22 protein-coding genes and 1 pseudogene are annotated in these 25,239 nt (G+C 50.1%); 8 read left to right on the forward strand and 15 right to left on the reverse strand.

Annotated elements, in window-relative coordinates; all coding sequences use genetic code 11:
* The first annotated feature begins 2 nt into the window (after window positions 1–2).
* The 4 genes from GK091_RS29900 to GK091_RS24280 all read left to right on the forward strand — a co-directional run bounded on the left by GK091_RS29900 (window position 3) and on the right by GK091_RS24280 (window position 1,385).
* Complete coding sequence (locus GK091_RS29900; protein WP_262889220.1) at window positions 3–164, forward strand: IS110 family transposase; 162 nt, start codon at window positions 3–5, stop codon at window positions 162–164.
* Window positions 165–170: 6 nt separating this feature from the next.
* Window positions 171–311, forward strand: a complete 141-nt coding sequence (locus GK091_RS24270) for a hypothetical protein (RefSeq protein WP_164043117.1) — start codon at window positions 171–173, stop codon at window positions 309–311.
* 306 nt (window positions 312–617) lie between these two features.
* Window positions 618–872: a hypothetical protein gene (locus tag GK091_RS24275; RefSeq protein ID WP_164043119.1), complete on the forward strand. Its 255-nt coding sequence runs from the start codon at window positions 618–620 to the stop codon at window positions 870–872.
* A 255-nt stretch (window positions 873–1,127) separates the two neighbouring features.
* Window positions 1,128–1,385, forward strand: coding sequence for a hypothetical protein (locus GK091_RS24280; RefSeq protein WP_164043121.1), 258 nt, complete (start codon window positions 1,128–1,130; stop codon window positions 1,383–1,385).
* Between the two features lie 66 nt (window positions 1,386–1,451).
* Here the strand turns inward: GK091_RS24280 and GK091_RS24285 are convergent.
* Window positions 1,452–2,664, reverse strand: a pseudogene (locus GK091_RS24285) (IS3 family transposase).
* 378 nt (window positions 2,665–3,042) lie between these two features.
* Between GK091_RS24285 and GK091_RS24290 the strand changes: the two are divergent.
* Window positions 3,043–3,771: a hypothetical protein gene (locus tag GK091_RS24290; RefSeq protein WP_164043122.1), complete on the forward strand. Its 729-nt coding sequence runs from the start codon at window positions 3,043–3,045 to the stop codon at window positions 3,769–3,771.
* Window positions 3,772–3,970: 199 nt separating this feature from the next.
* Entirely contained in the window at window positions 3,971–4,288 is a 318-nt protein-coding gene (locus GK091_RS24295) for a hypothetical protein (protein ID WP_164043123.1), read from the forward strand.
* Window positions 4,289–5,292: 1,004 nt separating this feature from the next.
* Here the strand turns inward: GK091_RS24295 and GK091_RS24300 are convergent.
* From GK091_RS24300 to GK091_RS24345, 11 genes are all read right to left on the reverse strand, one after another.
* Window positions 5,293–8,622 (reverse strand): reprolysin-like metallopeptidase, encoded by a 3,330-nt coding sequence (locus GK091_RS24300; protein ID WP_164043125.1) that lies wholly within the window; start codon window positions 8,620–8,622, stop codon window positions 5,293–5,295.
* A gap of 52 nt (window positions 8,623–8,674) precedes the next feature.
* Window positions 8,675–8,923, reverse strand: coding sequence for a hypothetical protein (locus GK091_RS24305; protein ID WP_164043127.1), 249 nt, complete (start codon window positions 8,921–8,923; stop codon window positions 8,675–8,677).
* A gap of 144 nt (window positions 8,924–9,067) precedes the next feature.
* A complete protein-coding gene (locus tag GK091_RS24310; protein WP_164043129.1) occupies window positions 9,068–9,478 on the reverse strand; it encodes a hypothetical protein in 411 nt (136 codons plus the stop codon).
* Between the two features lie 163 nt (window positions 9,479–9,641).
* Window positions 9,642–10,145 (reverse strand): hypothetical protein, encoded by a 504-nt coding sequence (locus GK091_RS24315; protein WP_164043131.1) that lies wholly within the window; start codon window positions 10,143–10,145, stop codon window positions 9,642–9,644.
* 137 nt (window positions 10,146–10,282) lie between these two features.
* Complete coding sequence (locus GK091_RS24320) at window positions 10,283–11,065, reverse strand: hypothetical protein (RefSeq protein WP_164043133.1); 783 nt, start codon at window positions 11,063–11,065, stop codon at window positions 10,283–10,285.
* A gap of 87 nt (window positions 11,066–11,152) precedes the next feature.
* A complete protein-coding gene (locus GK091_RS24325; RefSeq protein WP_164043135.1) occupies window positions 11,153–12,280 on the reverse strand; it encodes a hypothetical protein in 1,128 nt (375 codons plus the stop codon).
* Window positions 12,281–12,574: 294 nt separating this feature from the next.
* Window positions 12,575–13,093, reverse strand: coding sequence for a hypothetical protein (locus GK091_RS24330; RefSeq protein WP_164043137.1), 519 nt, complete (start codon window positions 13,091–13,093; stop codon window positions 12,575–12,577).
* A gap of 423 nt (window positions 13,094–13,516) precedes the next feature.
* Complete coding sequence (locus GK091_RS29905) at window positions 13,517–13,651, reverse strand: hypothetical protein (protein ID WP_262889222.1); 135 nt, start codon at window positions 13,649–13,651, stop codon at window positions 13,517–13,519.
* 6 nt (window positions 13,652–13,657) lie between these two features.
* Window positions 13,658–14,275 carry a response regulator gene (locus GK091_RS24335; RefSeq protein WP_164043139.1) on the reverse strand — a complete coding sequence of 206 codons (618 nt, stop codon included), beginning with the start codon at window positions 14,273–14,275 and terminating at the stop codon, window positions 13,658–13,660.
* A complete protein-coding gene (locus GK091_RS24340) occupies window positions 14,250–16,232 on the reverse strand; it encodes a 7TM-DISM domain-containing protein (RefSeq protein ID WP_164043141.1) in 1,983 nt (660 codons plus the stop codon). The genes GK091_RS24335 and GK091_RS24340 overlap by 26 nt, the downstream gene beginning before the upstream one ends.
* Before the next feature lie 305 nt (window positions 16,233–16,537).
* Window positions 16,538–18,442 (reverse strand): ATP-binding protein, encoded by a 1,905-nt coding sequence (locus GK091_RS24345; RefSeq protein ID WP_164043143.1) that lies wholly within the window; start codon window positions 18,440–18,442, stop codon window positions 16,538–16,540.
* A gap of 578 nt (window positions 18,443–19,020) precedes the next feature.
* Between GK091_RS24345 and GK091_RS24350 the strand changes: the two genes are divergently transcribed.
* Both GK091_RS24350 and GK091_RS24355 read left to right on the forward strand, forming a co-directional pair.
* A complete protein-coding gene (locus GK091_RS24350) occupies window positions 19,021–19,410 on the forward strand; it encodes a hypothetical protein (RefSeq protein ID WP_164043145.1) in 390 nt (129 codons plus the stop codon).
* A gap of 564 nt (window positions 19,411–19,974) precedes the next feature.
* Complete coding sequence (locus GK091_RS24355; protein WP_164043147.1) at window positions 19,975–21,399, forward strand: carboxylesterase family protein; 1,425 nt, start codon at window positions 19,975–19,977, stop codon at window positions 21,397–21,399.
* 369 nt (window positions 21,400–21,768) lie between these two features.
* Here the strand turns inward: GK091_RS24355 and GK091_RS24360 are convergent, their stop codons facing one another.
* The 3 genes from GK091_RS24360 to GK091_RS24370 are packed head-to-tail and all read right to left on the reverse strand — an operon-like array spanning window position 21,769 to window position 25,212.
* Window positions 21,769–22,851, reverse strand: coding sequence for a prenyltransferase/squalene oxidase repeat-containing protein (locus tag GK091_RS24360; protein WP_164043150.1), 1,083 nt, complete (start codon window positions 22,849–22,851; stop codon window positions 21,769–21,771).
* Complete coding sequence (locus GK091_RS24365; protein ID WP_164043152.1) at window positions 22,835–23,968, reverse strand: prenyltransferase/squalene oxidase repeat-containing protein; 1,134 nt, start codon at window positions 23,966–23,968, stop codon at window positions 22,835–22,837. Before GK091_RS24365 ends, GK091_RS24360 begins: the two co-directional genes overlap by 17 nt.
* A complete protein-coding gene (locus GK091_RS24370; RefSeq protein WP_164043154.1) occupies window positions 23,950–25,212 on the reverse strand; it encodes an ABC transporter ATP-binding protein in 1,263 nt (420 codons plus the stop codon). The genes GK091_RS24365 and GK091_RS24370 overlap by 19 nt, the downstream gene beginning before the upstream one ends.
* Window positions 25,213–25,239: the final 27 nt, after the last annotated feature.

Raw genomic sequence — 25,239 nt, forward strand, 5'->3', positions numbered from 1 at the left:
GAATGAGATGCAAACCATTACTGATCCTAAAAAAATGGCGGCATCGGCCATCCGACTGCCATGCTGGTGTTGCCCCCTTCGACTACAAGTCTGGCACCAGTGTACGGGGTAGGCCTGGTGCTAGCCACCATGCTCGTAAGCGACTCAACTCTCTTTTTCACTGAGCGGCCATGTCCTCGATTCGCGTCCAGGGCGAGTGGCAGGACTACTACCAGCGCAAAGTCAAAGAAGGCAAGAACAAAATGCTGGTCCTGAACGCGGTGCGCAACAAGCTGATCCATTGTATTTATGCCGTTGTCAAGCGGGGGTGAAAACTATGACGAAAACTATGTGTCACCGCTTGCATAAACCGTATAAATCGGCCCGGTTTGACCAGTTGAAGCAGGATGGTACTTTTGAGCGAATCAATACTGCTTTAAATCAATTAGACCAGAAACGAGTCGGTAGAGAATCGCATCCGTCTGTTTTATGTATTGATGCTCAAAGTGTTAAGCTAAATCCAATGATTTGCGTATACCGAGGTATGGACGTCAACAAACGAGTCAATGCGGGGCCGCCCGTGCGGGCGAAAGCGAGAGTTTGTCGTCGACACCGATGGCCGCCTGTGGGTGGTGGCTGTGCATGCCGCGCATGAAGCCGAATGTCCAGCGGCTGTCCCTTTAATCGGCACTGTACTCTGGCGGACTGGGGAGCGGCTGGCGAAGGTCTATGGCGATCAGGCTTACAACGGGGTATTTGCCAAAGCATTAGCTGAGTGGAGCATTGATCGCACCGGCGACCCGGTTCGAGAAAGCTTCACGTCCCGAATCGGCCCGAGGCTTTGTGCCTGTAGCCAAGCGCTGGGTGGTCGAACGGAGCATTGCGTGGACTAATCGCACGGGCGACCCCGTTCTTTCTTCGAGTCGTCAAAGATTATGAGTATACGCTATTATCTATGGTGAGTTGGCTGTATTTAGTCAACGTGCAGATCATGCTACAGCGGATTTGATTCGCTCACCAACTATAATTTCTCAACACGTCCTTATACTTAGGTTTAGCTTCCTTACTGAAATCGAATTGTAAACAATCGCGTACGGCCTGAAGTTAAATAAAGCACCAGACGAAAATCCTATTTCCTCGAAGTATCTATGAACCAGCAACCCTTGCCACAACCAACAACCGATCTATTGATCCATCAAACAGATGAGTTCAAGGAGGTGATCGGAGAACAAGACCCCGTTGGGGAAGAGGGAATTGTCAAGAATATAGATGAGCTGAAGGAGCTAATCGTGGAAGGCAAAAACAATCTGGTAGACGAACACGGAGTTCCCCTCACTACAGATGTTTTGAAAGAGTTAGTTGATCCCGATAGCTCTTTGGGTACCCCCCAAGCCATTCCTTCATAAGTCAGTTCCGGTTGCATTATGCTAACAGGCCTGATATGGACTTGCAACAATATGCTGGACAAAAACTTAAGCGACACATTGAAAATGCACTCTACTATATTCAAAGGGTGAAAGGTATCCCAGTACGGAATGCCTTCGTTGTCGGTTGTACCAGATCTCAATGTATTCAAATATTGACCGCTCGGCCGCTTTTCTGGTTGTAAACTCCTGCTGGTAAACCAATTCTGATTTTAGGGTCTTGAAAAAACTTTCCGCCACCGCGTTATCCCATCGGACCGCCGACGCGGCAGTTTCCTCTTCCACTCCTACTTTGCAAGACCAACGGGCTGCTTTTCAACAGTTTGGCAAATGCATAACAGGCATATTGAACTCCTCGGTCAGAATGAAAAATTAACTCATCAGTAATGGGCCTATTCTTGAGAGCCATTCGCCAGGCAGGAATGGTGGTGTCGACAGCCTTCATTGACTCGCTCAATGCCCAACCAATGACTTTCCGATCATACAAATCCATAACGATTGTCAGGTAGACACAGCCCTCAGCAGTATGAATGTAAGTGAGGTCAGATACCCAGCTTCGTCAGGGTAGGACCGGACTGAAATTGCGATTCAGATGATTGTTTGCCACTGGATACGAATGCTTAGAATCGGTCGTATTAACCACATATCTCTTTTGAATAACACTCTTGATACGCGCTCTTCTCATTAATCTGGCCACGCGGGGTCGTGAAACCTTTAGGCCCTGCTCGGTCAGGTCCTTCGTGATCCTTGGACTACCGTACCGACCTTTACTATTAGAAAATGAAACCTTTATCTGTTCCGTAATGGCCTTGTTGTCTTGTGCCCTTTTACTGGGTCGCTCTTCCAGCCAAAAGTAATACCCGCTCCGACTCACGTTCAGTACTTGACACATCCTCTCAACGGAGAATTCAGCTCGGTGCGCTTTTATGAATTCAAATATTTCCCACGGTCCGCCGCGCGGTCGTTCTTGGAGAAGATGCTGACCGCCTTTTTTAGGATATCGCGTCGCTTCGGCGATCCGATCTAACTCGGCTTGCTTGAGTTGTTTTTTCAGGCGCAAAATTTCCTGCTGTTCTTGGCTGACTTGAGGGTGCGTACTGATTGTGGTGCCGGTAGGAGTTAATCGCTCTCGACGCCATCGGGTCAGAATGTGCGGGGTAATGCCTAACTCTTCAGCGGTCGCTTTTAAAGAGCCTTTAACCACCGACAGCTCGACAGCCATCGTTTTAAATTTATCGTCGTACTGCCTCCTGGTTTTCATGCCGGGCCGCCGGGCGGTTCACTAAGTTAGATCATGCTTAACTTAATGTCCAGTCAAATGTAGCAGGTCCAACGTTTATAATCATGAGAACGGGTATGAGTACAATTTGATAAGCTATTTTAACAGTGACATGGACGCGAGACTGATCTATCAGAATCTTAATCCAGCAACAACAGACTATAAAAACAGCCTAGGTTAACATAAAACCACTTATATAACAGGTTTAAGCATGACTTAATATAATATTTTCAAGTATATCTTTAACTATTTTTTAACTAATGCTCTTGGTAAAGAATTTACCTTGCTTACCTATTATCTACCTAGTTAGCAGCCAGTTTTGATGGCAACAGTTGTTAAATCTAGTTAATCTAATAACCAATGGAAAGATGGTTGAGTCGAGTCGTATTGAGTAGCCTAGCTATGGCCTTACTGATCCCCAGTTATGGACAATTAGGCACGGGTGGAGTGGTGTCTCAAGACCAAAAAGGGAATGTATTCACTACTTTTTTGGTCTCTACAACTTATACAGGTAAAGCTATATCAACGATCCGATACTTAGGCTCTCCTTTTTTAGGAACCAATGTTTGGCACCAAGGCAGTCTGCAATTTCCAAATGGGCATCAACTAGCAGGTAAACTATCCTACAATCTCATCACAGGAACTATCTTTTTTCAGACTAGCGATTCATTAGAAACCTATCCTGTAGTGCCTGATGAATTTATCTTAGAAGGGCGCAAGTTTATTGGTATTTCTCACAATGATTTAGGTATATGGCAAATGGCCTATTATCAGGTGGTGTATGATGGGCAAACTAAACTTCTGCGTCGGTACCAAGAAAGGCTTCAGCCCATTTCTCGCTCCGTGTATCCGATGGGAATGCCAAGTGATGAGAAATTCGATGGACGGTACATCATCTCAGAAGAGCTCTATGTAAAGCGAGTTGGTAACTCGCCAAAGATAATTCAACTCACTCAGGAATCACTGCGAAAAGCGTTACCCGATGCCCCATCTGACTTACTCACTTCTGAAACAACGACAGACCTGACACAAGCTAAATTAATTGCACTTATTACCGCTTATGACAGTCGTAAGTTAGCCAATTATTAACCAATGCAAATTTGACTTATTTCTATAAATTTAGGAGAGGTCAAATTTGTAGTTTATTACTATAATATCTTTACATAAAAATAGTTATGCAACGAGTCTGGGAATAGTGATAAAAGTTACTTAATTGTGCCGCCTAATGAATCAGTATTATTCTGATATTTAAGGCCTTATACTTGTCTATCTCTAAAACCCCTACGCTATGAAACTCAAGCGCGCTATTCTAGCTGTCTTACTGGGTTGTTTTACTTTTATCTTTATCAGCTGTAGTAAGGTTAGTAATGCTATTCCTCCATCACCGACTACCAGTAAATTTCTAAAAGGAGCTGATGGACCACCGCTATGGATAGTTGATAATGTTGAGAAGGGTTATCTAGACGATAATAGAGGCAAGCTCAAAATAAGTCCCAAACAAATTGAAAGTATAACCGTTTTGTCGCCAGCATCAACCGACAATTTAGTTAGCCGGTTTGGCGAAAGAGGAAAAAATGGGGTAGTGCTTGTAACAACAAAAAAGTAGTTCAATACAGATAATTATTGAGCAACTATTCTACGTAGAGTACAAAATCAATTCGCAATTTTGACGAGTTTATTTTGTACTTTTTTCGTTTTTGTTGTATAGCTGATGTTATGTTAATGAAGCTGATGTTATGCTAATGAATTAGATCTTGAACTCAACAGATACTATAGGGTGCTCCAAAATAAGAATTATACTAAATTACCTATTTCTGATTGAGGTGATACTAATCCGATTTCGAACTTGACTACATATGCCACTTAATTGCTGGCGCTCGTACTTTAACCAAACAGTCGTGGTAAGAGTCTCGAAGGAAACAGGAAGTTGATCGGCTTGGAAAGTGTCCTTACCAATTTGAATTTGATAAGGACTACAACAAGCACAATCGGCTAAGGACGACAGATCTAGCTTAGTAATCACTGCGGCCACTTCATTTGGCTGGCCATAACTGGCCAAATCTAGTTCACCTTTTTGGCAGGCTGTAAGCGCAGTCCATAGCAACATCGACAACAGCAGAGTCTTCATACATTGCAGTTTTCCATAATGACCTTTAACAAGTCAATTTGGTTGGAGTCACTACTGTTTTCTTGTTATATAAGTGGCATTATGATAACTAATTCCTAAAAATACAACTTAAAATAGAAAATGTACTACATTGTTAATAACGAGTACTACTGGGAATTTTCACGCCGTTGGGTGCAACTGTGAAGTAACCTCAGTAAGATCTACGATGTGTTCTCCCTCAACGGCTACCTTCAAAAACCAATCTCAGTAAACCCTCCTGCTTGAGACGACAGAGTCTTCATACATCTGCTTCAAGAGATGGGCGTTTAAATGGACAATTTTTTAGTTGTGCCTGGATTTTGTGGTTTTAATAACTGTCAACCCTATTCCGTAGCATACGAAAAAGTCCCCATATACAACATACGGGGACTTTTTCGTTTAGAACTAATGCCGCTCATGGGCTGAAAGAGACCACTGATTAGGCCGGATAAATCCGGAAGCCCTTACTCGGCTTTGAGTAATGTAATGGTATTTGCCTGGGTAGGGGTGGCGACCCGTAAAAGCAGTGTTCCGACGGGTTGCCGACCAACATCGAACGTATACCTTTCTATGGAGCCGGACTGCTCTATTCGGTGTGAACTGACCACCGTACCCCGTGTATTTACAATGTGCAGCTGTAGCGGCTGGCCGGCTGCTCCCGTTATTTCTATATACACACGCCCGTCGGTAATCGGATTGCCTAGTACCCGAATGACCATTGAATTTTGAGTGCCAATCTCTTTGGCCATTCTTTCCTGAACGTCAGCTTTAAAACCGCAGGCAGCCAGCCAGTTATAAACAAAACTGGCTTCGCCAGTCGTGCCCGATTGCGTGGCTTTGAGCGTGATGGTTGGGTTGTCGACATAGATACTCAGCACGTAGGGACCCGCTGTGGTGGTAGGCAGCATTTCGTTCACGACCGAGAAACTAATCGGTTGGCCACTGGTTCCACTATACTGAGGCAGGAAGGTGAGCGAACGACGGTTGGGGTCACCCACTACGGGTATACAACCTACCGTCGTCACTCCCGTGATGGCGAAGGCTCCGCCAGGCGGGGGCGGAGTCGTACCGCAGGCAGCCAGCCAGTTATAAACAAAACTGGCTTCGCCAGTCGTGCCCGATTGGGTAGCTTTGAGCGTGATGGTTGGGTTGTCGACATAGATACTCAGCATATAGGGACCCGCTGCGGTGGTAGGCAGCATTTCGTTCACGACCGAGAAACTAATCGGTTGGCCACTGGTTCCACTGTACTGAGGCAGGAAGGTGAGCGAACGACGGTTGGGGTCACCCACTACGGGTATACAACCTACCGTCGTCACTCCCGTGATGGCGAAGGAAGTCGTGACGCGGTCTTTGATGGTGACGGTCGTTGTCAGATTGTCGGGATCCGGATCATAGCTATCGCTGTCAAGCAGCGTGATAACAACGGTCTCGTCGTTCTCAACGAGGTCATCCTCTAATGGATCTAATTCTTCCGTCACAACTGTCTGCCCTTCGGCAAACACTATTGAGGTGGGAAGCGTCGTAAAATCAACCCCGTTGGTGGCCGTACCTTCAATTGTGTAGTTGACCACCAGCGTTCCCTGTCCGCTACTGCGCTCGAACTGGATGAACCCTGGATCAGTAGCCGCCCGTCGGCCTCCCGGAGTTGCCAGCCGCCCGTTGCCGTTCGAGCCGCCTTCGGACGCGCTGGGATCCGTGCTGCTCACTTTAACAATAGGTGCTCCCGTGAGTACAACTGGATCGCCGATCGTGAAATTGGCATTCGATATATCGAAGAAAATGGTGTTGCTGCCTGCTATTTTGATCCGGGCCTGGGTCGTTCGTACATCCGGAAACCGGACACTGGCAGTCCCCGTATTCGGCGCATCAGCCAGCAGGACTATGGGAAAGGTTTGCCCGCCATCAGTCGATAGTAAGATGTTTACAGCAGCACAGTTCACGGGCGGGGCCGTTGTGTTGGCTACGTTCCAGCTAATGGTCTGAACCGAGTTGGCGGGGTGCGTACCCGACAGATTGGTCGTCTCCAGAAATGGGCCCGAGTTACCATCAATGGTTACGGTCACTCCCTGAAATGTTACGCCCCCCACGTTGTCGCGCACCGTGAGTACGTGGGTCGTGGCCACACCGACCGAAGGAAGCTTATCGCCTTTGGCATAGTTTGATCCGTCTAGGATGGCCTCCAGCCGGGGATACGTACGGACGCTGTTTGGAACAGGTTCGTAGCTTCGAAAAAAGGGGGGCTTTGCCGTGTTAGCTAGTACGGTATTGTTAGGTACCTCAAGGCCGATGTTCGTACCTTCCCAGGAATAGGTTAGTTTGTCTGCCGCATCGGCATCAGCGGCCGTCGCCGACAAGGAGAACGGTGTAGACCGTGGAATGGTGACGTTCGAAGGGAAGTTACTGATTACCGGTACCGCGTTGTTTAGTTGGGTGCTGGTGAAACAAGCTAGGGTGCCAATGTAGGCAACTGCCTGCTGATAGCTGACGGTATGGAAGTTCAGAAACGGCTGATACTTTGGAGTTTCATAGTCATCGTTCGAAGCCGGATTGTTGGAGGAGGCAGGACAGGTGAAGCCGTAGCTCATGATCGTCGTACCGGCACCGGGTTCAACGGAGGTCGTAGATTCGCGGGTGGTACAGGCCCCTAGAGAGCTGTTGAAGGTATGGGTCATACCGAATTGGTGCCCCACTTCATGGTTGAAGGCCTGATCATCGAAGACGGGGGCAAACGAGCCGTCGCCTACGCCCGTGTAGGCCCGCGCTTTTCTACTCGTTATGCAGACCGTTTCTAGAGACGCAAGTCCCTCACCAGAACCACCGCCGTAACCCAGTACGTGTCCAATATCGTAGTTGGCGTCCTTAATGATGTCGTCCAAAACAACCTGATTGCGGGGGAGTGCCTTACCACCACCATCTCCATCAACGTAGCCTCCGTCCGACTGGTCGGTGAATATGGTGTTGGTGCCGCTCACTAACGTGAAGGCGACGCTCAACTCCCGCCGATATACCGCGTTCAGCCGGTTTACATAGCCAACCACCGCATTAAACGAGCCATCTACGGTTTTTCCTCCTTTGGTGTTCGTAAATCCTTTCGTGGCAGCTACGGCCAGCCGGAAGGTGCGTAGGGTTGTCCCGGTATTGTTGAGGGCTGCGCGGGCGTTTGCCGCCGACCTGCCGGGCAGCGCATCTACGGCAGGGGCTAACGTACCGCATTTGCCCAGATTACCAAAGGGTTTGACGGGATCACTTTTTTTTACATCACGGGCAAAATACGTCGCGTAACGCTGGTCGCCGGAGTCACCGGTAACCTTTGTTACATAGACGGCACCGTTACTGACGCCTAAAACGATGGCATCGAAGCCGCTGGAGGTTAAACTGAGCCGAATTGTGTAGGCCGGGTGCGTAGTACCCGTTCCGGTATAGGTTTTAATATCGGGGTGCTGCGCGGCTACGGCTGGTGCCAGAACAGGTGATTCCGCCATCACAAACAGTTCGGTGGTGCCATCGGGCAGCGGTATAGCAAGCCGGAGCGGGGTGGTGGTTACCCGGTTTTCGAGGGGTGCTTTCGCCAGATAGTCGCGCAGGGCGGACGTTTTGAGCTGGTACATCCCGTACTTTTCAATTGCTTCGAGACCGGGCGCAGCCAGCCGGGCCTGCGCGGTTGTGAGGGGAACAAAGAAGCCATCCTGCGCGAAGGCAACTCCCCCGCTGAAAAGGAGCCAAACAAACAACGCGGACAGAATCGGGCGGGCACTCAGTTGGCCACGAACATAATTGGTAGCGTTTCGCATATACAGAGTTGGGTAATTGTTTATGTTAGTTTATAAAGCTGAAACAGGTAATCTAAAGCGATGTGGTGCCTGTGATTGCTGAATGACAATCGATTTCGTTACGGGTCCGGACCGGGTCGCCCCCCGTCGGAAAGGCAGGCCAGTCTTTGTCTCCTATGGCACAGATCTGGTCGATGTAGGTTTTGTACGTCCGCGCTTTGTACCGGGCCAGTAAGGCTTTAAAGGATTGGGGTAGACTGAACGAGTCGGGCGAGCGGGCAGGCTTAACCAACGAATTAGGTAGATTTTGAGCTGGTTGCATTACTTGAGTGGGTTTAATCGCCTGGATTTTGCTTAATGGATAGTTTTACGCCTTAGTTGGCTGATAATCTGAATATTGCTAACGGTAACTGAGAAAAAGAACAGTGTTATTATTTTGGCAGTAGAGCGGCCAAAGGTCATTTTTCTATTTTGCTCGTTTGGCCGTTACCTGCGATCCCATAAAGTCCACCTGCAGGTTGTCATCATCGACTTTGATCAGTGTCATTGGTACATCCCTGGCCGTAATTTGCTGCGTAGCGAACCCCGGATTGATCGCCGTGTCAAAGAGAATAAACAGCTCGTTAGCACGCTCCTCCTGCACTCTAGCGTTAATGATTTTTTCAGAGCCCAGATGGATGGTGAGTTTTCCTTCCTTTCTGACTATGTCAATCCAAAGAGTTGCTTCCTGTACTTCCCCTCTTGGGCCAACGTCAGGTGAGACTGGAAGAGCGGCTTTCCATTTACCGGCAAACGAGTCGTGGGGGGCGGGGGCCTGTGAATAACTGTTGACAGTTACGCCCAAAATCAGCAGAATAAGAAGAGTGACTTTTTTCATGAGTGAACTTAATCAGGGTGAAAACAAGGGAAATGGCCGGGGTAAACAGTACTGATTTTTCACCCTTCGGCGACGGTATTAGTCCGTTAGGCAACCACCTGATCACCCAGCCTGGACTACATGAATAAACTCGGGTAAGTGGTTGGCGTTGTCTTTCCACAGATCACTTTTCCCATAGCACTCGCCCTTCCCTATCAAAAATCTGCAGTTTGCCAGTGAAGTCCATTACGAGCCGTTTGCCGATGGAGGCTGACACAGTTGATGCCCAAAGAACCTTGTTAGCTGAATCACGCACGACCAAATCCCCATCTGGCAGGAATTCCAGTTCTTTGGCCGAACCAGAAAATGGTATCGACCACACCTGCTTCGTATCCGTATGAGGAATGTCCATCAGCATTCCCGTAACTATCCTTTCCATGACTAATGCGTTATTTTTCAAGGTTAGGCTAGCCGCTCCTCCAATCGCTGCATTACCAATAGTCACTGGCTGATCTACAGCCAGTTTGACCATGCGGTCAAAGACAAGATGTTGAGGTATTTGGGCTGGACCATCATTCCTGTCGCCGGCAAGCGTTGACGTCTCCTTCACTACGTTACCCATCTGAGCAAACGTAACGGTGGTACTAAACAGCAGTAGCGAGCACGTCACAACAAAATAGTTCTTCATAAATAGATGGATTAATTAAAAAAACAGGGTGAGAGCTCAATACCAGCCAGACCCGTCTGAATGAATAGTTTTGACTGGTATCATTCGTTGGTTACCGTGTAAAATCGGTAACCAACGGCTAATCAGTTTTTTGCGGATCACTGAGGTCGACGGTACCGGATGGTTTTACCAGTACTGCCCTGCGTGACTTCCAGCACGGTGGCCGAAAGATTGACGATCCCCTGGCAATCGATGTCGAATTCGCCGGCCGTTGTGAAACAGCCGTATGTACCCGCCTTACCATTGCAGGCAGTGCCCCCGCAGTCGGCAACATACGTGAATGTGCTGGTCACTCGTTGCTGACCCTCGTAGTAGGTCGTCAGGACTGGGCCTTTGATAACGAAACGACTTTTCGGATCGTCCACTGCCTGCCAGCTACCCTGAAGTAATGCCACAACAGCGGTTGCAGAATGGGTGGCCGTGGTTGCGTCAGTGGCTTCACCCAAAATGCTCCCTTCATACAGGTCCGTTTCCCCGGGTCCGGTCAGCATATACATGCCTTTCCACTGGCGTAGTGTCAACGTATCGAGTAGCCAGATACCCGCATCGTCGCCGGGTGATCTGGTTAGTAACCGGCCGGCTGACTCACCGGGCAGAAAAATCTCAGCCTGTGCGTCCTCGTCCGGTGATGCAAACACCAGGTAAGCTGCTGCGCCTGCCCTCGTCTTTGCGGGAGCCAGTTTAATACCCGCGTCAGACAGCCGGATGCATCTTTTCTGCACCGCTGACCATTGATAGCCCGCCGACCGGTTGCAGCCGTGTTCCTCCTGATCGGTACCCACCACAACGGTGGTGTCGGCTGTGGACGCAGCCGTTTCTTTCTTGGTGGAGCAGGCGGTCAGTCCGATGGCCAGGGCAAGCAGATACGTAAATTTCAGCATAACAGGGGGTGTTCAATATCCGTAAAATCAGTCAGGTACGTGTATTCGGTTCGGTGAAAAGCGAGACCGATTGACCGGGGCAATACCTTAGTGACCAATGGGTTTTACGATCTCGCGGGCTTCGTCAATATCAATACGGATGTATTCCGAATCATCTTTATTGAATTCTTTGGCGTGGGCCAGGTAATCCTTTTTAGCTACGGCTCCTGCCTCGCGCAGACTGGTCATTGCCTGTTTCCGGGCCTGTTCCGAACCGGCCTTCAAACTCGCCAGGCCGGCATCGCCGATAGCTGTTGTCTCGATGTAGTAAGGCTTCGTTTTTTTGTCGTCCAGGTAAAGGCCCATGTAGCAGTGGCCGGGTACTTTAACCAGAAACGTATGCAGATCAATTGCTTTCAGCACGGAACATAAAAACACGGACCCATCGACGCAGTTGGCCTGGCTATTCTTAAGCACATCATTCAGGCTCCGGACCCGTTGCGAAAGCACCGACTGGCTGCTGCTACTGGTGTTGGTGATGCTGCTATACCGGATACCCCGGTGGCCCATAGCGGCCCATATGGCGGCCACCTGACTGATAACCTCGGCCTCGGTGCCCTGATAGCCGGCAAAACTGCTGACAATACCTGTTTTGAGGGCCTCCTTCAGGAACTCGTCGATGCGCGGGTCGTCTTCGTTAACGTAGGCCGCGAACATATACCCTAGGTCTTCTTCCTGCTCGTTTTCTTCATCGGCTACGTAGAACGGACATTCCGAGACAGAGCGCAGGCTGATCGTCTGAGTTTTCTGGCCCACTTTCTGGCCATTGACCGACAAAACGAAAACCAGGTTGACTGGCCCCGGCTGCGTCCGGCTGCGCATAAAGTCGTATTTGTAGTTGATCTTGGGATAAACGCCGTAGCTGCCTTTTTCCAGCTTTCCCTGATACACGCTGTAGGTGTTGATTTCGGAGGGTAGCAACTCAATCTTTATATCGGCCCGCCGGTCAAGGTCTAGTTCAACGGCGATCTGCGAGGTGCCGTCCTGGTTGATGAGGTAAAATGGCTGACCATCTACCTGAAGCGTATCATCCTCATTATCGTCCCAGCCCGCGTGGGCCAAGATGTAGGATGGGAAAAGCATGTTGTCCATTATAACGCCGGTCTGCCAGTCTTTTACCTGGGCACTGGCCATACTGCTGACAAACAGGGCGAACCCCGTCAGATATTTGTACATGATGATATGTGGGTTAGATTGGATTGTCTTTGTTAGAGAAAGTAGGGACCTCTGTTGCAGACCGGTGAGATGGTGACTCAATACGATGAACCGGTGATCGACAGGGCCCGCTAAACGAGCCTGACTGCTCGCCATCAATAGGGATTTATCAAAAAAAATGGGTAATAGCTTGTCAGCTCATCCAGCTTCTAGGGCAGGACGCGACTGGCTGAACACTGCTGAAAACGCTGTAACTTTCTCACCGGCGGTGTACTGGTAATGGGTCTTGTTTAACTCAGGACGTTCACCTCGAATTTACCTGACGATCCCTTCCACATACGTTTTGCTCGTGGTAACAGAAGGAGGTGTCTGCCCGTTGGAGGCACTTATAGTGATGTCGCCGGCAACACTATTTTTTGCAGCATCGGGTTTACTCCCCGTCAGCCGTACCCAAATGGTGGCAGGAAACTGTTCTATCTTCAGAGAGGGTGCATAGCCATCTGCTTCCCGCAGACTTAGTTCAAAACCCTGCGGAGCGGTTAATACGGCATTGGCTATAGCACCATCAAGGCTGAATTTTTGAGCTGCCGAAGGTTTGCTTGATACCGTTGAAAAGTCTGTCAATTTTGCCGGTGTAGCATTCATGACAACTGCAGGGGCATGTGAATTCATAAGGTCATCCAAATTGGGTTGGCTACCTGTGGGGTTACTAGTGACCGTCCTTGGCCCCTCATTATGTTGAGGTTCTATTTGGCCCATCTGCGCGTGGGCATTGATGACTCCGCCCACAAAAAGAAGGCTCACAAGGGTTACAAAACGTGTTTTCTTCCACATAGATAAAGATGCTGGTTTGTGTTAGGGTCAAATTGAAAAAAGTAAGAACAGGTAATGAGCTAAGGCACAAAATCAACATACGCCGGTTTGTCTGCTACTCCTTGGTGAATGCATGGCCATCCGTGGTGGGCAGTTTTCGGTCGGGCATTTTTTGTACGAAGTAGCGGGCATGTACCCTAAGCGACACGCGGGTTTGATTGAGTAAAAAAGCGGAAAACGGCTGCCACCCCGGAGAGGCCGGCTACGGTGCAAAACAACCAGGTATTGAAGAGAGAAAAAATACCTCGGGCGAGGTATTTATGGATGTTTTGCCGTAAATAGTTTCGCTGATTCCCGCTCTAGAAGGGCGATCTAAGCCGACTGTTCGATAGAGGAATTGTCTGAGTAGAATTACCCGAATATCGTACACAATACCGGCTTCACTCAGGCATTGATCATCCGTTGGCTAGCCTTACTATCCATCATCACAAAACAACCGGGCCGAACAGCCCGAAGCGGCAAACGCATCAACGGTTCATGCCGATCCGGCCGTCCGGACACCGGGTTCCGCGTTGACATCCCTTACTACAGGGTTTCCAGAAAGTCATAAAACGCTTTTTTGGTCATAAAGGGCAGCTTCTGGCTGATGTTCTTCCGGTGCGTCTGCACGGTGAAGTAACTTAAGCATAGCGTTTCGGCAATCTGCTCGGTCGTCATGCCCTGTTTAACCCGCTTCAGGATTTCCACTTCACGCTTGGTCAGCCCGTGGGTTGTTCGGAGCCGATCGTCGGGGGGCGGGGCAGACTGGAGTCCGGTATCGGTCTGGATCACCTGCTCGCCCTGCATCACCTGCCCTAACAACAGGAGTAACTGGTCGGCCGCTACGGTTTTGGCGATGTAGCCGTCCACATTCAGCGCCCTAAATCGGTCAATTTCCCGTTTTTCGGCATACATGCTGATGATTACAATTCGGCACGAACCGGGCAACTGCTGCAACTGCTCCACCACGGCCAGGCCGTCGAGATGGGGCATGCTGAAATCGACCAGTACCAGTTCCGGGGCATGACGACGGCAGGCCTCCAACGCCAGGCGGCTGTCATAGACCTGTTCCACTACCAAAAAATCAGGCGACTCGCGCAGCACCAGGCTCAGGCCGTCGTTAAAGAGCCGGTGATCATCAATAAGAATAGTTCGGGTTGGCATGGCTGGGTACGGGGGTGTCGAGGGTTGTTTGTAACAGGATGCCGGTTCCCGTTGGGGTGGGGTCGAACTGAACGGTAATACCCGACAGGGCCGCCCGTTTGTAGATCGTTTGAATGCCGATGCCTCTGGTCTGGCTTGCCGATAGGTCGAAGCCACCACCATCATCTTCGACGCTGACATCGACGGTTGTACCCTCACAAAAAAACTCAACGCTAGCCTGCGTCGCGCCCGAATGTCGGATTACATTCGTTAGCAGTTCCTGAATAATTCGGTAGAGATTCTGCTGCTTCAGCATTGGCAACTGGTTGATCTGCTGACGGGTGTAGTCGGCAAATATTAGGTGGATGGGCGTAAAATCGTTGAACCGACTCACCAGCGTTTCGATCTTTTCGGTGAGTGGGCGGTTGTCGTCCTTAACGAGATTGTGGCTCAGAAAGCGTAATTCGCTGATCGCCGTTAGCAAAATGCTGCGTAGCTTGTCGGGGTTGAGCGGTATGCGGCCCAGGTAGCTCAGGGCGGTGGCTAGGGTGTTACCTACCTGATCGTGCAACTCGCGGCCAATGCCCTCGATTTCCTGTCGGCGCAGGACGTTATTATACTCGTCTACCTCTTGCATCTGCGTCTGCATCCGTTGGCGCGTCACTAACTCTCTCCGAAACTGATCGAAGGTTAAATAGCTCAGTACGAACAGAATGTAAAGCGGCTCTGAGGGCGCATGCCGGTATGTATCCTGCCCGGCGGCCCGCAAAAAGGAGGCAAGTTGACTGATGACCATCGGACTCAGCCCCAGTAGACAGATTGCCAGCGGTGACCAGACACGCACCCGAACATACGCCAGTACGGCCCACACAAACAGCCAGCCGATGTTTAGATTCGACACGCTCATCATACCCAGTGTTACACCGTGCCTGAGGCTGTCGAAATAGACAGGCGGCAGCAGGAACGTGCTCATCAGCCCGGTACATACTACACAGTAGCTCGCTACGACTTGTTTGTAGAGACGAGGTTGCCGAATAGCGGGTTTAATCATGTAGTAGAAGAACGGGTGCACCGTGATGTTGATCAGGATGCGGATAAACAGCCCTACCGTATCGGCGTTGAGCGATAGCCCGGCGGGGTATGGGGCCAGGCTCAGATACCCCACGAAGTAGGCACTCCATAGGGTTAGCGATACCAGATAGACCCCAAACCAGCGCAGCAGCCTACTCGCCGACAGCCACCCCACCAGCAGGGCCACCACCGCCAGCAGCAAAAATACAATGACTGTTATACCGTCGCGGATGCTGCTTACAAAGGCCTGTTGGGCGTAGGAACCTCCATTCCGGGTACGTTGCTCGGTGAGTTGCACGTCTAGTTCGTGGTAGCCGGCGTATCGTTGGCTACGTAACAATAGGGGGACCGTCGCTTGGGGCGGGATGGTGAAGGGAAACGCGTAGTTGAAGAACGGATAGAATCGTTCGCCCAGCGGGGTATTGTTGCCCAACGTACCTAGCCGTACGAAGCGGCCGCCTTTTCCCCGCCAGAGTGTGACCTGATCGCTGCGATACTGGGGCATCGACAGCACGAGGTGCCTGGGTTGGCGGGTCGGGTTACGAAACTCCAGGTAGGCCCAGCCAACCGGGACGTTGGCTGCGTCGCCGTAGAGCACGGCCTCCGGGTGCGGGTTACGACGAAACGATCGCCGGATAACCGGAATCATCTGGGCGAGGGGCTGGCTAACCGTGGCCCGACCATTCGTAGCCCGGCCCGTATCGAGCTGAAACGTTTGACTGATCAACATCCGGTCATTGAGGGACTGCGTCTCGAACGACGGGCCAGGCGTGTAAAATGGCCCGCCGGAATAGGAAGAGCCGCCCGATAAAAACGTATGACTGGGTAGCCCCATTAGTACGGCTACCAAGCCAATACCCACCAGTACAATCAGGCTGCCTGTCGTATGATTTTCGTAGTTGCTCATACATTGTTACCACCGCTCGCGGACTACCTGCCACCATTTAAGCGGTCAGTCATCCCGTTTTACTTTGCGCTGCAAGTGTAAAGAAAATACTCGTCAGGCCATGTAAAACAGGGCATAAACCGGCTAAAAATACCTCGTACGAGGTAGGCTTTTGGCACTATGGCTAATTGGTTTGTCACCTGTTTCCCAAAATACCTGCTGCCTGACTTTTTGAACAAGCCGTGGTCCGTATGGATACGCTCCGCCTACCGACACAAAAGAGCCCTAAAATCTGGCGTAACCCGTTGCCGGGGAGCGGGTGAATATCAATCAGCACTGTTCGTTATCGGTGGGTTACGGGGAATACTCAGAAAAACGCTCGTACCTGTGGGCACCGAGTCGAAGCGGAGGGCAATGCGGGCCAGTTCGGCCCGTTTGTACATGTTTTGCAGACCAATACCGGTCTTTTGGGCCGTGGGCAGGTCGAGGCCAACACCATCGTCTTCCACGGTTATGTCAACAGTCTGCTCGTCGCAGAAGAATTGCACATCGACCACGCTCGCGCCCGAATGCCGGACAGTATTGGTAAGAAGTTCCTGCAGTATGCTATAGATGCTCTGCTGCTGGATCGGGGGCAGGGAGTCGGCCTTTTTTTCGGTGTAGTCCTGGAAAACGAACCGGACGGGCGAGAAATCATTGAACCGGCTCACCAGTGTTTCCACCTTCTCGGTCAGGGGCCGTTCATCGTCCTTGACGAGATTATGGCTCAGAAAACGCAGTTCCGAAATGGCGTCGCGGATGAGTTCCCGCGGTTTATCCGCCTGGGCCTGCGGGCTGGTGATGTAGCCCAGCGCCGACGCCAGCGTGTTGCCCACCTGATCGTGCAGGTCGCGGCCAATCCGTTCAATGTCGTTGCGTCGCAGGGTGTCCATCTGCTCCCGGGTGGTAGACACCTGTTTCTGCAAGCGTTGCTTGGTCACCAGTTCCCGCCGAAACTGCGACGCGATCAGGTAGGTGAGCATGGCAATCAGCAGCAGCGGGTTTTGGGCAGGATACTTCAGCAGCGACAGCTCATTGCCCCGGATCAGTTCACTCAACTGCTTTACCACCACATCGCCAATCAGCAGCAGAAAAAACAGACCGATATACGCAATACCCGCCCGGCGGTAGGCAACAAGACTGAAATAGCCGATCCAGATCAGGTTGACAAGACTCATACTGGTCATGATCCGGTTGACGGGGAGGTTAAAGTAGGGGTGGGCCTGGGGCGGCAACAGATGCAGCAGAACGCAGATACCACAAATGCCGATCAGCGTCCACATAACCGGTCTGTACCAGCGAATATCCCGGATGGCAGGTTTAATGGCCTGATACATGAACAGTTGAACGGCACTGTCCAATACCAGTTTGATATTCGTTCCAATCGTAATGCTGGAAAAAGACGTCGATCTGGGATAGGGCAGTGGACTCAGGTAGCCGTAGAAAAAAGCGACCTGTAGCGTGATCATGATCATCATAAAGCCGAACGTACTCATCAGGGGGCTGGGCGTTGTGAAGCCAATGAGCAGCGAGATGATCCCGATGATCACGCAGGAAAAGATGACCAGCCACTCCCGAATGGTGTCGTCCAGCGTATATTCCAGAAACATGCGCCGGCTACTCAGGGTCAGGTCGAACTCGTGGAAGCCCACGTAAGCCGTCGTGCGGAGCAGTACGCCTACCCGCTGGCCTGGCGACAGCGTGATGGGGAAGGCGTGCCGATAACTGAGAAAAAACCGATCGGCCAAGGGCGTATCGTTCAGCAGCGTGGCGATCGAATCGAGCCGGTTGTACCGTTCCAGAAACAGGGTTGCCCGCGAGCAGCGGTGCTGCGGCATTGACAACACAACCTCCGTTGGCGTTTTGGCTGTGTTGGTGAGCGGGAAGTAGACCCAGCCTTGGGGCACAACGGACGAATGTCCGTACGCTATAGCCTGTACGTTTCGATTCTGCGCGAAGGTCTGCCTGATGCGCCTGTTCAACTGGGTGAGCGATTCGCCCGGCACCAGCCGAAACGTCGTTGTGCACAACACCCGGTTGTTGAGCGGTGTTTGTCGGAACGAATCAGTCAGGCGGTAACCAAATCCATCCGGGTTTACGGAGGGTGAAGCGAAAAAAACGTCCAGTAGCGTTAACGCAATCAGTACCAGCCCATACAGGGTAAGAACTACAGTCAGACTAAACCTGGGCATATAGCTGGACAATGGAGCATCGACAAAAATAGGCACTTGCAACGGTCCGGCAGCACGTAGGGAAAAGATAGTCAGCCTGATTCGCTTTACAAGTGTAGGGAAAATACCAATCAGGACACGGAAGAAATTGCCCGAAATGGCTAAAAAATACCTCGCACGAGGTATTTTTTTCTGCGCTACCGCTCGGTTGCTTTGTAACCGATTACCTACCACCCAAGGGGCCTGCTGGCCGACTCTTTTTTTCAGACTTTGTCGGTATGGATCCAGCCTAAAAAAAAGGAATAGTCGTTCTGGCGTATCGGGTTTAGGTATTATCAGGGTCATTCACGGTGGTAACCTCACCTGTTATTATTTCAACTGTACGAATGCGATGGCCTGTTTTTTTTACGAAAAAATGGTCGAGTAACCATAAGACTACCCGCATGGATAGGACCGGTGGAGATCCATACATTTGATCCGCCTTTTTAGCCGGTTACTCAAGTGGTACTACTTAACCCGACCGGTTTTTCAGACAACGCATCCTTAATAAACAATTACCTCCTGTTCAACGAGCTAATTACTTCCCGTTTCGCCTACCTATGAAAAAATATCTATTGCTCTGTACTTTGTTGCTGACTGGCACGGCCAGCAATCTGCTCCGCCGGTTGATGCTGGACCTTTTCCTGAGCGTTGCCGCTCTGCTGTTGTTTACCCAAATGGGTACGGCCCAGACCCTCGACTATGTGACCGGCGCGGGGGGCGGGAGGATCGGGAATGATCAGGGACGGGCAACGGTGACCGATGCAAGCAGTAATGTCTGTGTGACGGGGATGTTCTCAAGTGCCCCCTACTACGGCTGCACACTGCTGGTGAGTGCGGGGGGCAATGACATGTGGCCAAGTACGACCCAGCGGGGGTGCTCCAGTGGGTCCGGCGCGCCGGAGGAAGTAGTGGTGACTTTGGCAACGGGGTATTACTCCTGCAAATAAGTACCCCTACCCAGCGCCAGCAGGTCAAACTGCTTCGAACCAATTAGCACGATGTTGTCCCACAACAGCCCAGATCGTCAAGTCTAGGCTGTTGTGGGACAACATCGCCTGATGGTGAACATGATGAACCAATTGAGTAAAGATTTAGACTAGGAGTCTACCGCACCAACGTAGTTTGGATTAGTTATATTGATGGAAAGCCGTGTTCATCTTGGATACGGCTTTTTTGTTTTAGACGTCTACTACCCCAATCCTGGCTCGCCACTACTAAACGCTGCGTCCCCCGGCCACCCATCCCCGATCGGACCACGTTAAGCTCCTATATCTGATGGCGCATCAGCTCCTCAAAACCAGTACCCTATCTTACAGGAGAGCCCATTGCGTATGCGACGGATTGCGTTGAACAGTATTAAAATATAAGCATAATTTTACCAAGGACATGTTCTCATTTAAACGCTCCCACCTGAGACGAAGCCCCTAGGGCAGCCCGAGCCATGCCGTATTGTCGATGCATCCCTAGTAAAGCTTTTAGCATAAAGCCTTTCTAGTTCAACACTTGGCTTTATGACTAAACAAGTTCACCAGACAATTTGCGCCAGCTTAGGGCTATCCTTGGCGGCTGGCTTATTTCAAAGTTGGCTTCATTTTCAACGGGGTGTTGATCTATACAGGCTAGCCTCCTTTCGAAGCTGGTTTCTAGTTTTCGACTTCATTTCGCTCATAACGGCTAGTTTGCTTCTAACCTACTATTACCGCAAAAACTATAGGGCGACATTCTGGGCTGGATTGGTAGCCACCCTAATTTCATTTGTAACCCTACTCTATCTAATCCTGGCCACACTCTACCCCTTGCTGGGTCAATATTACAGAGTGGCTGTATTGCTGGGCGTTTTAGCCGATCTGGTTTATGGCACTACACTGGCTGCTTCTCACTCCGGGAGCAGACCCTGGCTAAAGGGGGCAGGTATTGGGATGGCATTACTTTATGGAGCTCAGTTGGCAGCCCTGATGTGGTTTATAGATATCCCCCCTTATCCCCCAAGCCTCAAGCTCGATGTAATCCAGCAATGGCTGTCTTTAGCTGACCGGATCGTTCCAGTTCTACTCCTGTTTAATTTTGTTGATGAGTTAAAGAACACCCCTGACGGTAAGGAGCCAGTTGACCTACCAGCCGGATTGCTACTTGCCAAAGGAATGGTTGTGATTCTTGCCATCTCGACAACGGTACTTGCGATTCAGCTCATTGGAGACAACTACAACCATACCCATATATCTGCCCGAGAAACGGCCTTGGCACAGCCTTTTGAGGAAGGAAGCTATGTCAGCCGCCAAGGTGATACGTTGCTGTACCGACTCTTAAAGCCCCTTCATTACGATGCCAAGAAACGATATCCACTGGTGGTTGGTCTACCTTTCTCCTGCCGCTTAGACAATATCCGTCAGATCGATGCCTGCCCTATAGCCAAATGGTTAGCGACGGATGAAAACAGGCGTAAGTATCCCTGTTTTGTGTTTGTGCCTCGCTGTCCACCCTATTCTGGCTGGGGTGGTGTAGCTAATACGCCTTCGGTAGCTCCCCTAGCCATTGAGGCCCTTGTTTCTCTAGATAAGGCGTTTTCGATTGATACCCAAAGGCGTTACGTGTCGGGCGTATCGCGGGGAGGGTATGGCTCCTGGCATCTGATTGGCACCCACCCGGAGTTATTTGCAGCCGCTATACCCGTATGCGGAGAAGGCGATCCCAGCCAGGCCCCTGGTATGGCAGGAATCTCGGTCTGGGCTTTTCACGGGGCCAAAGACATGAATGTACCGGTGAGTGGTTCTCGGGAGATGGTTACTGCGCTCAAAAAAGCGGGCAGTGCTCCCCGTTACACGGAATATGCCCATCTGGCTCACAGTGTTTGGGAGGAAGTCATCAAGACCCCGGGCTTACTAGACTGGTTATTTTCTCAAAAACAAACGGACCATTCTAAAGCCACTAAAAGTTAAGTCTTCTCGTAAAACGCTCCCACCTAAGACAAAGGAGTAATCTTGTGGCCCCTTCATTTATTCGACGTCTTGTGAGTTAATTAAAAGGATTTGTATTGCACACCATCACAAGCATTAATCCTCCAGCCGTAGCCATAAGGCTGGACGAATACCGCTACCATCTCTGGGTCTGCCGAAGACGCCATTGCCACGCACATAATATATGGCCATGTTTGATGATACTCGCACCCGTGCGTCCGTAATAGCCCGGCGAACAAAGTCGCCACCCGTGGAAGTCGGTACCGTAGCGAGCTTGTCGATTAACGTTGTTTTGGTCGTCAATGAGCTAAGTTTGCCCCCCTTTATGACTTGGGATTGATAAACCAGAACTTAGGGCAAAGTAGAATTGCCAATACAAGTGGTAGTATGTGTTTTCATCCAACTCTGATAGGTATTCAGCGCTTCCAAGCAAAAGCCAGTCGTTAACTCTTCTGATCCCCAACCCTGTAGGAGTTTAGGTCCTCCATAGTAAAATAACCAACGAGGCCATTCGCCTGTTTCCTCCTGCTGTTCCACCAAAAAGTCTACTGCACTGGCTGTAAGAGCAATATCAACCCCAAAGTTGAGTAATGTCGTGACGGCAAATGCAGTATCTAAAATGGATTTGCCCATTTGTCCACTTGGGTGGGCGCCAGCCTGAATTCGTTCGACAATGGGTTTAACAATCGGTTCAAGACTAGTCACGCCCCGCTTATAAGCTCGTGATAATAAGTAGTAAATGGTATACGGATTACGATACCATTTATCACAATTATCCTCTCGCCTTTCGGCAATGACTTGAATCAACGCTGCGATAATTGGCTGCGTATACTCTGTGTCGCCTAGATGGTATAAGACGTTGGTGTTGATACCCAGGTCGATGTCAACTCGTGTACATTCGTTGACTCGCCAGAAGAAGAAACTGGTGATGGGCTGTTTTATTTCTTTAAAGGCCAATCGCCAGTGCATACGGTTAGTAATCCAGCGAGGTCTTAAGACAAACCAGGTATAAAATAAACCCTGTCGATTCCGATTAGTTAGCAGAAGTGGTACGTTGCTTTCCTGAGGACATTGAACTTGCCTTGCCTTCATCAAAGCGGAAGCATACACCAAACTGTCGGTGTCATAGGGTACTATATGATGCCAGGGATGGCGCTCGGAAAATACCGGCCACACTCCTCCTTCGTGCATCTGACCAGCAATGTAATCAGTAGCTTTGGTTACCATCGTGTCTACTTCCGGGCGTTCAGCCAAAGACAATAGGCAGGAGGCTACTACCATAGTTGCAAAAACGGTGCTTTCTGGAATGCACCAACCCAGCATGGGATCATCCGCAGCGATGTAGCAGCAAAACTCACCGCTCGGGTATTGATGCTCCTCCAGGTACAGTACTCCTTTAGTTATGGACTCATCGAGCTTATTTACTTGCTTCATAGTCTTTTAAGGCAGTATTGTTAATACGGTTATCTGTATCCATTTTTTTTGCCCAGTTCTGATAGGCGTTCAGCGCTTCTACACAGAATCCGGTTGTTATCTCCTCGGATCCCCAACCAACTGTTTTACCCGGTCCCCGATAGAAGAATATAGCGCGGGGCCACTCTCCATACTTACCTTGGTGAGCAAGTAATACACGAGCCGTTCGCTCAGCAACCGCGGGGTGTCCTTGCCAATAGATCAGCGTGCTTAGTGCCTGAGCTGTTTCTAACAAGTTATCACCAAACGATCCGTCGGGCTGTTGATGGTTCATTAAGCGTTCCAGTACAATGGACCGAACGGATTCTAACTCCCAAACGCCCTTATAGTAATTACGGCCGAGCGCGTAATAGAAATTAATCGGGCTTCGATACCAGCTGTCACAATGGACTTCCTCCCCCTTCTTAACAATCTGGATCAGGTAATCTAAAGTAGATCGCGTAGCTTCAGTAACGCCCAAATAATACAGGGCATTGGCGTTAACGACACCGCCAACGTCATTACGTTTGTATTCATGTTTTAGCCAAAAGCGAAGACTAGCGAGAGGACTTTTTAGTCCGCGCAGTCCAGTGCGCCAAGCTATTCGATTTACAGTCGGACGAAACCGTAGGATAAACCAGGTGTAAATTCCTCCTTTGCTGCGTTGATTAATCAGCATCAGTGTTCGGGTACTTTCTCGAGGGTATTCTATTCGCCATACATCAAAGAGCGTCCCAACATAAGCTGTCGTGTCGATGTCAGGCGGATTTAACTTGAAGAGCGGGCTTCTAAGCGTGTAATAATTACAAATCCCTCCACGCATCATTTGATACTGGAAAAAAGGAACGGTTTTCTTGAGCAAAGCATCTACTTTTGGATGCCCGGCTAATCCTAGTAACGTACTGGCAATAACAGCCGCTGGAAAGACAGCACTGTCTGGTACGCACGCTTTCTGCATACGCAAATCAGGAGATGTATAGCAGCAAAATTCCCCGTTGGGATATTGGTGCTTGTACAGATAATCGACTCCACGATTAATGGCCTGCTCAATCTGAATGACTGGTATTGCACCCGTCTCGTTTATGCTTCGTGCGTCCATTCTACATCGATAGTAATCAGTTGCTGCGCCATTGATTGTAAATTTTTCAAGGTACTGACATCCTCCTCTACCAACAATCGCACAGGAGCATTTTCCCAGCCTAGATGAGCCAGCACTTGCAGCGAGTCGAAGCCGAAAACGGCGGCTTTCACTTGGTATGCCCCGGCGGTCAACGGCAGCCGGGGCAGTCGGCAGGTTAGTGAGTGCTCACCGGCTTTCAAGGTAACGGGTGCCGTGGAGATACCTCCCGTAATGCAAGTTGCTCCGTCCCCGGTCCAGATGAAAAACGCCCAACCCATGTTGTCATGTACGGTCATTGATTCGTAGGATAGCCTCACCCGTACATCGCTACCAGACTGAATAGCAACCAACGCTGCTGATTGTGTAGGTTGTATCGTAAGGTGGCGAATCACCATTGGCCGATCTGGGCTTAGTGAGGCTTGATCCCGCTGCTCAATGGTCATCGCTTGCTGATATTGTTGAGCGAAGTACCGATCCAAGGTTTCGGAGGCTGTACCCGCAAACTTAATCGTGCCTTTTTCAAGGAGGAGCCCGCGTTGGCAAACAGCCTGAATATGGTAGGGTACATGGGACACCAGCACAATAGAACCACCTGCTGTGAGATAGCTTTGCATGTGCTTGAGGCACTTCCGTTGAAAGTCCAGATCGCCAACCGCTAGGACCTCATCGACCAATAAAATATCCGGATTTAGGTGAGCGGCTACGGCGTAGGCTAAGCGTGCTGTCATGCCCGAGCTGTAGAACTGTACAGGCATATGAATCGCGTCACCTAAACCGGTAAAATCTATAATCTGCTCAATCAACGCGTCCACCTGCCGTCGGGATAAACCCAACAGAGCAGCGCGTACGTAAATATTCTCCCGGCCCGACAATACGGGATCGAGGCCAATTCCTAATTCAATTAAAGCACCCACCTGACCCCGGATTCGTATTTGGCCACCGTCTGGTTTGATGAGGCCGTTCAGGAGTTTCAGTAACGTACTCTTTCCCGCTCCATTGTCTCCAATAATAGCCAGTGATTCGCCCCGGTGTAGGCTAAAAGAAATATTCTGTAAACCCCAAAATTCTGTTTTACGAAGATGACCGGTCTGATTTGTAGCCTGGCGTTGGTAGGGATTAAGGTCTTTAGCTATATCCTGTACACCATACCAAAGCGACCGGCGAAATGATGTACTAAATTTTTTCGAAAGCTTGTCGACGGTGAGTATGGAGTTAGTATTCATTCAATAAAGGTAGGCACTGGTAGTCGA

The sequence above is a fragment of the Spirosoma agri genome (assembly GCF_010747415.1).
Taxonomy (GTDB): domain Bacteria; phylum Bacteroidota; class Bacteroidia; order Cytophagales; family Spirosomataceae; genus Spirosoma; species Spirosoma agri.